Below are 10,194 nucleotides of genomic sequence, written 5' to 3'. Positions count from 1 at the left end.
ACATATTAATTTTTGCCGATGTAGCTCAGCTGGCTAGAGCAGCTGATTTGTAATCAGCAGGTCGTGGGTTCGAGTCCCTCCATCGGCTCTTGAAAAAAAGCAATCCTAATTTAGGGTTGCTTTTTTTGTATTATACAATTAATGAATAAGTCTCTCTCGGATCAAGGATCGGATCAAGTCCATTTTCTGGGGAGTCTTAAAAAATCAGGCATAAAGTTTACATAATCTGAACAAGAAAAATAGGATATCTTTCACTCCTCTAAATTGCCTTCTATACTCTTTAATTTTGGCATTGAAAGATTCTGCAGAAGCATGTTAGTTAGTCTACACCTCTCACTAACCTAAACTGTCCTTTATTTAGTATTGTCAACTTTACCCCCTCATCCAATTGATTATTCATTAATAAGAAATAAATGCAGTAAACCATAGATTGAATCGGTCCAACCAAACGCTTTATATAATTTTCTCCCAAAAAATATGATTTGCCCCCTTCTCCCCTCCGGCAACCTCACAAATAATCTCATCTATTCTTTCTATAAATCAATCCTAGACTGTAAATTTGCAGATTCATACAATATTGACTTATTATTTATTAAAGCAATTATGCTTTAACTGTGTAATGAATTTTATAGCGGACAAGAGATGGGAATTATTTCTGAAAATTTAGATAACATAAAGAGCACTTTGCCTGATGGAGTAACACTTGTTGCGGTTTCGAAAACAAAACCAAATGAGGATATCCTGGAAGCTTACGAAGCCGGCCACAGAGTTTTTGGAGAAAACAAAATTCAGGAAATGGTAGAGAAACACGAAGACCTGCCAAAAGACATTGAATGGCACATGATAGGTCATGTACAAAGTAATAAGGTAAAATACATGGCTTCGTTTGTAAGTTTAATTCACGGTGTGGACAGCCCAAAACTCCTGAAAGAAATAAACAAAAGAGCAAAGCAAAACGAAAGAGTTATCGATTGCCTGCTACAGGTTCATATAGCCGATGAAGAAAGCAAGTTTGGATTTTCAGGTTCTGAAATCGATGATTTATTAGCTTCAGAAGCTTTTGGAGCATACGAAAACATTAGAATTACAGGTCTGATGGGGATGGCTACAAACACAAAAGATCAGGATAAAATTTCAAAAGAATTTGAAAGCCTGAAGAAACTTTACGACAAATTAAAAACTTCGAACGATAATTTCACTACCTTATCAATGGGAATGAGTGGCGACTATCATCTCGCTGTTGAAAATGGCTCCAACATGGTGAGGATAGGCAGCTCTATTTTCGGACTTAGGGCCTGTGCCCTATAACAATGATTGAATGATTGAATGATGCAATGATTTAATCCTTAAAAATTTCATCAGTAATAAAGAAAACAATTTGTACGCAATACTTGACATAGAGACAACGGGAGGAAAATTTAATGAAGAAGGAGTCACAGAGATTGCTATTTATAAATTTGACGGACATGAAATTGTAGATCAATTCTCCAGTTTGATAAACCCCGAAATTCCTATTCAGCCATTTGTGGCTAAACTAACAGGAATTAATAATAAAATGCTACGTTCGGCTCCAAAGTTTTACGAAGTAGCCAAACGAATTATTCAAATTACGGAAGAAACAACAATAGTTGCCCACAACTCATCTTTTGATTACAGGATCCTAAAACTTGAATTTGGAAGATTGGGCTACGAGTTCAAAAGAAAAACAATCGATACTGTTTCATTATCGAAAACATTAATACCGGGAATGGAGTCTTACAGTCTAGGAAAACTGTGCAGATCGCTTGGCATTCCTGTTACCGACCGACACAGAGCAACAGGTGATGCACTAGCTACAGTAAAACTGTTCAAAATACTTTTAAACAAAGATTCAGGCAAGAAAATTATAAAGGAATCAGTTGTTGAAGAAAAAAAGAGTGAACTTACTCCTAAACTAATTTCCATTTTAAGAGATCTTCCCACTTCAACGGGCGTTTATTACATCCACAAAAAAGGCGGAGAGATAATATACATAGGTAAAAGTAAAAACATCAAAAAAAGAATCAATCAACATTTTTTGAATAAATCATCGCATGCGAAAAAAATTCAGAAAGAAATTGTTGCTGTTAGTTATGAAGAAACCGGGAGTGAGCTAATTGCTTTACTTAAAGAATCGGAAGAAATAAAAACAAACCTGCCAAAATACAACAGAGCCCAACGAAGAAGTAAATTCATCTTCGGTTTATATCACTTTAAAGACGATAAGGGATACCTGCAACTAAAGGTAGAAAAAATAAAAAACGGTGTAGAACCACTAACCAGCTTTGTTTCGAACACAGAAGGAAAAAATGCCCTCGACAAACTTAGAGAAGAATACAAGCTATGTCAAAAATTAACTAATCAATACAAGACAAACGGCGCATGTTTCCATTATGGAATAGATGAATGCGACGGTGCTTGTGTTGGTGAAGAATTACCCGAAGACTACAATAAAAAAGTTGAAAAAATTATACATAAACACTCCTTTGAGAATCAAAACTTCCTAATAATAGACAAAGGGAGAAACCCCAATGAAAAATCGGCTATTCTGGTCGAAAATGGTATATATAAGGGATTCGGCTTTGCAGACCTGGACAATCAAATAGCAAATACCAAAATATTGAAATCGCTGATTACACCAATGAAACACAATAAAGAGGTAAAAAACATTATACAAAGCTACTTAAGAAGAAAAAGAGTAAATAAAATTTTGGATTTAAATAAGGCAAATTAACCTATGAACAAAGCTTATATATCCGCATTTAATTCGGCCTTTAAAAACGCGACAAAGCTAATTAAGAACCCATCGAGAATATCAAGGTTAATTATTGAAGCGGGTAAAAAATTAAGCTCCGGAAAATCGTCTTTAAACAACATAAAAAATGAACTATTTACGCTTACAAGACTTATCAAACACTGGTCTAAAGGCAATTATAAAAATGTGAGCACTAAAACAATTATTTCGGTTGTTGCCACTGTGCTTTATTTTGTAAATCCTCTTGATGTTATTCCTGATTTCTTACCCGTATTTGGCTTTACAGACGATGCAACTATATTATTCTACGTTTTAAGTAAAATTTCAAATGAAATTGAAGAGTTTAAAATTTGGGAAAAAGGATTGAAAGAGGAAAGATAAAAGAGGAAAGACTAAAGATAAAAGACTAAAGATAAAAGATACCTGCCTGCGTGACTCAGTCAGGCAGGAAAGAGGAAAGAGGAAAGAGGAAAGGCTAAAGATAAAAGACTAAAGATAAAAGATACCTGCCTGCGTGACTCAGTCAGGCAGGAAAGACAAAAGATAAAAGCGATGTCCTGCTCTTCGGCTATCGCTCAGCAACCAGCAGACTGTGTCGTAATTAATTTATCCTCATCTCGACCGACTTTTTTAGAATCAACGAAGTTAAATCTCATTATCAGAACATGAAATTTTTCGACTTCGCTCAAAATGACGTGTTTTTTCAATTGCGACACAGTATGTGAGCGCAGCCGAAATGAGTCAAACAAGAGGTGCTTCCTGAGCGAAGTTGAAGGTAAAAAAAAACGGGAATCCTCAATAAAAGAATTCCCGTTTAAATATATATCAGATAATTATCTGTTTACTCAATCTCCCAAGTTTCGCCACTTGCGAACAACTCATCAAGATTTGCAAATTTACTTGTTTCGCGTACATTATCTACCTGAGCCTGCATACGTTCCTCAAAAGTATCTTCCTGTACAGAGCGGATTACTCCAAACACACGTGGAAGGCCATCTCCCATACCTGCATTTACCAACATCATACCTAATCCCGTTTCCTCCACATGGGCATCGTGCACAAGAATATCATCGATAGTTACATGGTTTTCACCTAATTTAACTTTGATAAGTTTAAACCCGTGAAGCATTAAACCATACTCTTTATTCTTACCAAACAGCATTGGTTTACCGTGCTCAAGGAAAAGCATATCATCCTGATGATCCTTTTGAGTAAACTGATCATGAACTTTATCGTTGAAAATAACACAGTTTGTCAATGCTTCAACAACCGATGTACCCTTGAATTTTTCAGCCTGGATAAATACCTCTTTCATGTGCTTTGGATTTTTATCCATAACACGTGCAAAGAATCTACCTTTTGATCCCATAACTAATTCTCCCGGGTTAAAAGGATTTTGAATTTGTCCTTCGGGTGAAGTTTTAGTTTTCATCCCAAGCTTTGTAGTTGGAGAAAACTGTCCTTTTGTTAATCCGTAAATTTCGTTATTAAACAAAATAACGTTCAAATCAACATTACGACGTACAGCGTGGATAAAGTGGTTACCACCAATTGCCATAGCATCACCATCACCTGTAATTTGCCAAACACTAAGATTTGGATTTGCAAGTTTTGTACCGGTTGCAATAGCTAAGCCACGTCCGTGAATACCATGGAATCCATAAGTATCCATGTAATATGGAAAACGAGAAGAACATCCAATCCCCGAAATAAATACGAAATCTTCTTTCTTAACATCCATTTCAGGCAATGCTTTCTGAACTGCACTTAATATAGCATAATCTCCACAACCCGGACACCATTTTACTTCCTGATCGCTTGAGAAATCTTTAAATGTATATTTTACTTTTGTTGTTTCCATCACTAGTTTTCGTTTAAAATTTTGTTAAACGCATCTTTCAATTCGATTGTTGTAAAAGGTAATCCCTGAACTTTGTTATACTGCTTATATTCAAACTCAGGAAAACTCATTCTTAAATAGTTAGCAAACTGACCCAAGTTAAGCTCAGCTACAACAATTTTCTTATACCTGCCAAGTATTTCTTTTACATTTTTCTGTAATGGATTTATGTAGTTGAAATGAGCTAAACCAATAGACTTACCTTCTCCAACCATTTCGCGAACAGAAGTTAACATACTACCTTTAGTTCCTCCCCATCCTATTACAAGTAAGTCACCTTCCTGAGCTCCTTCTACCTGTAATTCCGGTAAATAATCGGCAATTTTTTCAATTTTAGCTTCACGAGCCTCAGTCATTGACTGGTGATTTTCCGGTACATAGGATACATTTCCTGTTTTACCGTCTTTTTCCAGACCTCCAATACGGTGCTCTAATCCCGGTGTTCCCGGTAACGCCCATGTTCTGGCAAGTCTTTCAGCATCACGAGAATATGGCTCCCAGTTTTCCGTTCCTTCTTTTACGATAGGTGGATTAATATCCGGAAGTTCATCCATCTTAGTAATTTTCCAAGGTGCAGAACCGTTTCCTAAGTATCCGTCGGTCAACAAAACTACCGGAGTCATGTGCTCCAAAGCAATTTTTGAAGCTTCGAAAGAATAATCGAAACAATCGGCAGGACTACTTGCTGCAATTACAGCAACAGGAGATTCACCGTTACGTCCATATAAAGCCTGCATTAAATCAGACTGTTCAGTTTTTGTAGGTAAACCTGTTGATGGTCCACCACGCTGAACGTTAACTACCACTAATGGAAGTTCTGTCATTACTGCCAAACCAAGCGCTTCGCCTTTTAATGCCAGTCCCGGTCCTGATGTTGTTGTTACAGGAAGAGATCCCGCAAACGATGCACCTATAGTAGAAGCAATACCAGCAATTTCGTCTTCAGCCTGGAAAGCTTTAGCTCCAAAATGCTTATGTTTAGCTATTTCCTGTAATATCTCTGTTGCCGGAGTAATAGGATAAGAACCTAAGAAGACATCTCTTCCCGATTTAGCTGAAGCAGCTAATATCCCCCATGCTGTAGCAGCATTACCCATTACATTTTTATAAGTCCCTTTTTCTAAAGACTGTGACCCTGTAATTGTAATTTGATTAGGTATCGCCTCAATGGTACTTGCATAATTACGACCTGCTCTTAGAGCTTTGATATTAGCTTCGGCTACTAAAGGTAATTTTTTACCAAACTTATCGTTTAAGAATTTTATTGTATGCTCACAAGGACGAGAGAACATCCAATAAACCATACCTAAAGTAAACATGTTTTTACTTCTGGCCATAGTTTTGGCATCAAGACCTAAATCTTTCAAAGCCTCCTTAGTCATAGAAGTAATCGGAGCCTTGATAACCTTATAGGCATCCAGTGTACTATCTTCCAACGGGTTGGATTCCCAACCGGCTTTTTGTAAATCTTTTTTCTTAAAACTATCTGTATCAACAATAATAGTTTTTGAAGATTTTATCCATTTAAGGTTTGCTTTAAGTGCAGCAGCATTCATTGCTACCAACACATCAGCATAATCTCCGGGTGTATGGATATCAGTTCCTCCAATATGAACTTGAAATCCTGACACTCCTGCTACAGTTCCTTGAGGAGCTCTAATTTCTGCAGGATAATCTGGGAATGTTGCAAGATCATTACCTAATAAGGCTGATGTTCCTGTAAATTGTGTTCCCGTTAATTGCATTCCATCACCGGAATCACCGGCAAATTTAATGACAACCTTTTCTACTTCTGTACTTGTAACTTTATTACTCGACATTTTGTAAATTGGTTTAATTAAGCTCTAACTAAAAATTATGGATGATGAAACCGTTATATACAATCTCACCTATATAAATTAGCGCTTAATCCTGAAATATTTCAGTAATTGGTTAATAATTGGTTCTATTTTTACTATTTCTCTTCTAAACACAATGTTTAAAATACATGTCAAAAGTGATTTTTTTTTTGTTATGAACTACAAAAAACTGCATGATTATTGTCAGCTTTTATCACTTCTTTAACTATGCCGAAAGATTTTAATAACCGCAAACACAAACCATGAGATTTGTCACATACTTTGATATTTTTTCGGCAATTATTTCACTAAATAAGACTGTTTTTTTGCGATTTCCTCATTAATAATTCCACATTTTTTCAATTATACTCAATAAATGACCGATTTCATTAAACTATCATCATTCAATTCGATTTTTTTTATCAATTTGTCCAAACACAATAATTAATCATAAAACACTCCCTGATTTTGTACTATTATTTTTTTTGGATTTTTTTTGAAAAATTCCTCAAAAAATCTTCCGGCACCTTATTAAATTCATTTGGTATTACACTATTAATCTTTTATAAAAGATAACGAAAAAAATATCAGTTTAATATTCGTTTTTAGATCCGGAGTCTGCAGGCGGACCGCAGGAGCAAAAACACCATTTTCCATTAATTCATTGGCCTGGAAACCGCCTTAATCAAAATGAATTTCGGTACAAAACCAACGCATGACAAGCATCATGAAATATCACAGACGAAAACATACGGACTGTGAAAGAAAATTCTTTAATATTGAAAAGACTTTAATAATATCGCAACTAAACAGATTATTATACTAAACACCACTAATGGATAAAGCGGTAGTATTAGAAGAACTTTCAAAAAAGTCAGATTTCAAGAATGAAACAAGCCCTATACGAGCACTTGAATCTGCTCTATTCATGATAGGATATTCCATCAGAGAAATGCAACCGGAAGAAAACTTTGCCTAACAAGGTATAAAGCTAATTTGGGCGAGATTACATATAATTGAAAAATTGTCCAAATTTATAAAGTCCACAAAGCCATTTTTTTTGTTACTTAGAAAAATAATTTAAGTAAAAGAAAATGGCTTTTTTATGTGCTAAATTGAAAGATTGTGCTTCTTCAAATCGCCCAACTGGCCTTATACAAAACCGCTGGGCTAATGCAAAAAAATCCCGGAACATTATAAAAACCGAATAATTTAATATGGCTCAAGAATTTATAAATTGGAATCCAAACCCTGAAATAATTAATTTTTTTGGTATTTCAATCAGATACTACGGATTACTTTTTGTAAGTGGATTGATTATAAGTTACTTCATACTTAAAAGGATTTTTGAAAATGAACATATCCCAATTGAAGCTCTTGAAAAACTAGCAACTTATAGTATTCTTGGAATATTAATAGGAGCAAGATTAATTCACTGTATTTTTTATGACCCAACGTACTATTTGAATAATCCAATCGAAATATTTCTACCTATTCAGATTTTACCTGGTGGAGAAATTGAATTCACAGGATACAGAGGACTTGCAAGTCACGGAGGTGTATTAGGTTTAATTATTGCATTAATCTTATACTCGAAAAAAACAAAGCAATCTATTATAAAAACTATTGACTTAATTGCAATTGTTGCTCCTATTGGTGGATTTTTTATACGAATGGCGAATCTTATGAATTCAGAAATAATTGGAAAGCCTTCCACTCTGCCCTGGTCATTTATTTTTGAAAGAGTAGACTATATTCCAAGACATCCAACACAGATTTACGAAGGATTATCGTATTTGCTAATTTCGTTTATTCTATTCCGGTTATATAAACTTAAAGAATACAGAAAAGGGTATTTATTCGGAATGAGTTTAATTTTGGTGTTTACTGCAAGATTTTTTATCGAATTTGTAAAAGAACACCAAGTTGATTACGAAAGTCAAATGATTTTAGATATGGGGCAAATTCTTAGCATTCCATATATATTAATTGGTATTGGTTTTGTCATTTCTTCAATAAAGCATAGTAAAAATTAGAGTAAATAAGCACACTCCCCCACCGTATATTATTAATACAGGGCATTTGTACTTAATTGAAAAAATGTGCTTCGAATAAAGTCCGCAAACATGCCATATTAAAAAACCTTGTAGCCAATTTATAGAGAAATAAGTAGTTTTGTCAAAATTTTTGATCCAAAAGTCTTACTGAAAGAAATCAATAAGAAAAAAATGGACATCTGTGAATTGTAAATAACATTAATATATCATGAAGTTTCCAAATTTCAAAGAAGAGAATAAATCATTATTAAAAAAGTATTTAACCAAGGATGTATTTGATATATTGATTCATAGAAAAACAACTCTCGGTTACTCACTCACACAGGCTATCAATTCCGGGCTGGTTAATTCAGACAGTAATATCGGTGTTTATGCAGGAGATCAGGAATCCTATCAAATTTTTTCAGAATTATTTAATCCCATTATTAAGGATTACCACGGTTTTGGAAAAAGCGATCAGCACCAAAGCAATTTAAACATTGATGACTTAGACATTGATAATCCCGATCCGGATGGAAAATATGTGTTATCAACAAGGATCAGAGTTGGCAGAAACCTAAAAAACATCCCTCTTGGTTCCATGATATCTAATGAAGAGAGAAATGATATTGCAGATATTATTCAATCTGCATTAGCGAAGCTTACAGGTGATTTGTCGGGAAATTATTATGCTCTCAACAATATGCCGGAAACAGTAAGAGAAGAAATGATCAATGACCATTTTTTATTTAAGCAGGGAGATCGGTTTATGGAAGCAGCCGGACTAAACAGGGATTGGCCGGAAGGCAGAGGAATTTTTCATAATGAAAAAAAGAACTTCCTTGTTTGGGTAAACGAAGAAGATCAAATGAGAATTATCTCAATGCAAAAAGGATCAGATATTAAGGCTGTTTTTTATCGTTTGATTAGCGCATTAGATCAGCTTGAAAAAGAATTGACCTTTGCTTATAGCGATCGTTTAGGATATATATCTTCATGCCCTACAAACCTTGGTACGGCTATGAGAGCAAGTGTTCATATCTCATTACCACAACTCAGTAATAATAAAGAAAGATTGGACAGGATTACTCAGGAGCATCATCTACAGCTAAGAGGTATTCATGGCGAACATTCCGATAGTCAAAATGCAATATTTGACATCAGTAATCGAAGAAGATTGGGTATTACAGAAGTAGAAGCCATAAAAGATTTGTATCGGGGAGTAATTCAATTAATAAAGACGGAGCGATTGTTGGAGAAATAATAGATGTTACTGACTTTGAAACATCAACCACGCGATACAATCGTGCGGTGCCGAACCGGGAGAAGGCACGCGCTCCAATGCATCCTCAATATTTCACCGGGTGAAGGCACGCACTCCAGTGCATCCTCAATATTTCACCAAATGAAGGCACGCACTCCGGTGCATTCTCAATATTTCACCGGGTGAAGGCACGCACTCCGGTGCATTCTCAATATTTCACCGGGGTGAAGGCACGCACTGGAATACATTCTCAATATTTCGCCGGGTGAAGGCACGCACTCCGGTGCATTCTCAATATTTCACCGGGTGAAGGCACGCACTCCGGTGCATCCTCAATATTTCGCCGGAGTGAAGGCATGCATTCCAATGCATTCTCAATATTT

At 35.4% G+C, this 10,194-nt stretch carries 8 protein-coding genes and 1 tRNA gene; 7 read left to right on the top strand and 2 right to left on the bottom strand.

Features of this window, described 5'->3' with window-relative positions; genetic code table 11:
* Window positions 1-14: 14 nt before the first annotated feature.
* The 4 genes from ABFR62_10820 (at window position 15) to ABFR62_10805 (ending at window position 3,154) form a co-directional block, all read left to right on the top strand.
* Window positions 15-88, top strand: a tRNA-Thr gene (locus tag ABFR62_10820).
* Between the two features lie 554 nt (window positions 89-642).
* Window positions 643-1,308 carry a YggS family pyridoxal phosphate-dependent enzyme gene (locus tag ABFR62_10815; protein ID MEN8138912.1) on the top strand — a complete coding sequence of 222 codons (666 nt, stop codon included), beginning with the start codon at window positions 643-645 and terminating at the stop codon, window positions 1,306-1,308.
* A 70-nt stretch (window positions 1,309-1,378) separates the two neighbouring features.
* Window positions 1,379-2,752, top strand: coding sequence for an exonuclease domain-containing protein (locus tag ABFR62_10810; protein ID MEN8138911.1), 1,374 nt, complete (start codon window positions 1,379-1,381; stop codon window positions 2,750-2,752).
* Window positions 2,753-2,755: 3 nt separating this feature from the next.
* Window positions 2,756-3,154, top strand: coding sequence for a DUF1232 domain-containing protein (locus ABFR62_10805; GenBank protein ID MEN8138910.1), 399 nt, complete (start codon window positions 2,756-2,758; stop codon window positions 3,152-3,154).
* A 460-nt stretch (window positions 3,155-3,614) separates the two neighbouring features.
* Here the strand turns inward: ABFR62_10805 and ABFR62_10800 are convergent, their stop codons facing one another.
* Both ABFR62_10800 and ABFR62_10795 read right to left on the bottom strand, forming a co-directional pair.
* Entirely contained in the window at window positions 3,615-4,634 is a 1,020-nt protein-coding gene (locus ABFR62_10800; GenBank protein MEN8138909.1) for a 2-oxoacid:ferredoxin oxidoreductase subunit beta, read from the bottom strand.
* 2 nt (window positions 4,635-4,636) lie between these two features.
* Window positions 4,637-6,493, bottom strand: a complete 1,857-nt coding sequence (locus tag ABFR62_10795; protein MEN8138908.1) for a 2-oxoacid:acceptor oxidoreductase subunit alpha — start codon at window positions 6,491-6,493, stop codon at window positions 4,637-4,639.
* 853 nt (window positions 6,494-7,346) lie between these two features.
* Here ABFR62_10795 and ABFR62_10790 point away from each other — a divergent pair.
* From ABFR62_10790 to ABFR62_10780, 3 genes are all read left to right on the top strand, one after another.
* Complete coding sequence (locus tag ABFR62_10790; protein MEN8138907.1) at window positions 7,347-7,490, top strand: hypothetical protein; 144 nt, start codon at window positions 7,347-7,349, stop codon at window positions 7,488-7,490.
* A gap of 238 nt (window positions 7,491-7,728) precedes the next feature.
* Window positions 7,729-8,547: a prolipoprotein diacylglyceryl transferase gene (lgt, locus tag ABFR62_10785; GenBank protein MEN8138906.1), complete on the top strand. Its 819-nt coding sequence runs from the start codon at window positions 7,729-7,731 to the stop codon at window positions 8,545-8,547.
* Between the two features lie 229 nt (window positions 8,548-8,776).
* Window positions 8,777-9,811 carry a phosphagen kinase gene (locus ABFR62_10780; GenBank protein MEN8138905.1) on the top strand — a complete coding sequence of 345 codons (1,035 nt, stop codon included), beginning with the start codon at window positions 8,777-8,779 and terminating at the stop codon, window positions 9,809-9,811.
* The last annotated feature ends 383 nt before the right edge of the window (window positions 9,812-10,194 follow it).

Source organism: Bacteroidota bacterium (genome assembly GCA_039714315.1).
GTDB lineage: Bacteria > Bacteroidota > Bacteroidia > Flavobacteriales > JADGDT01 > JADGDT01.
This window is presented reverse-complemented; position numbering and strand designations above follow the sequence as displayed.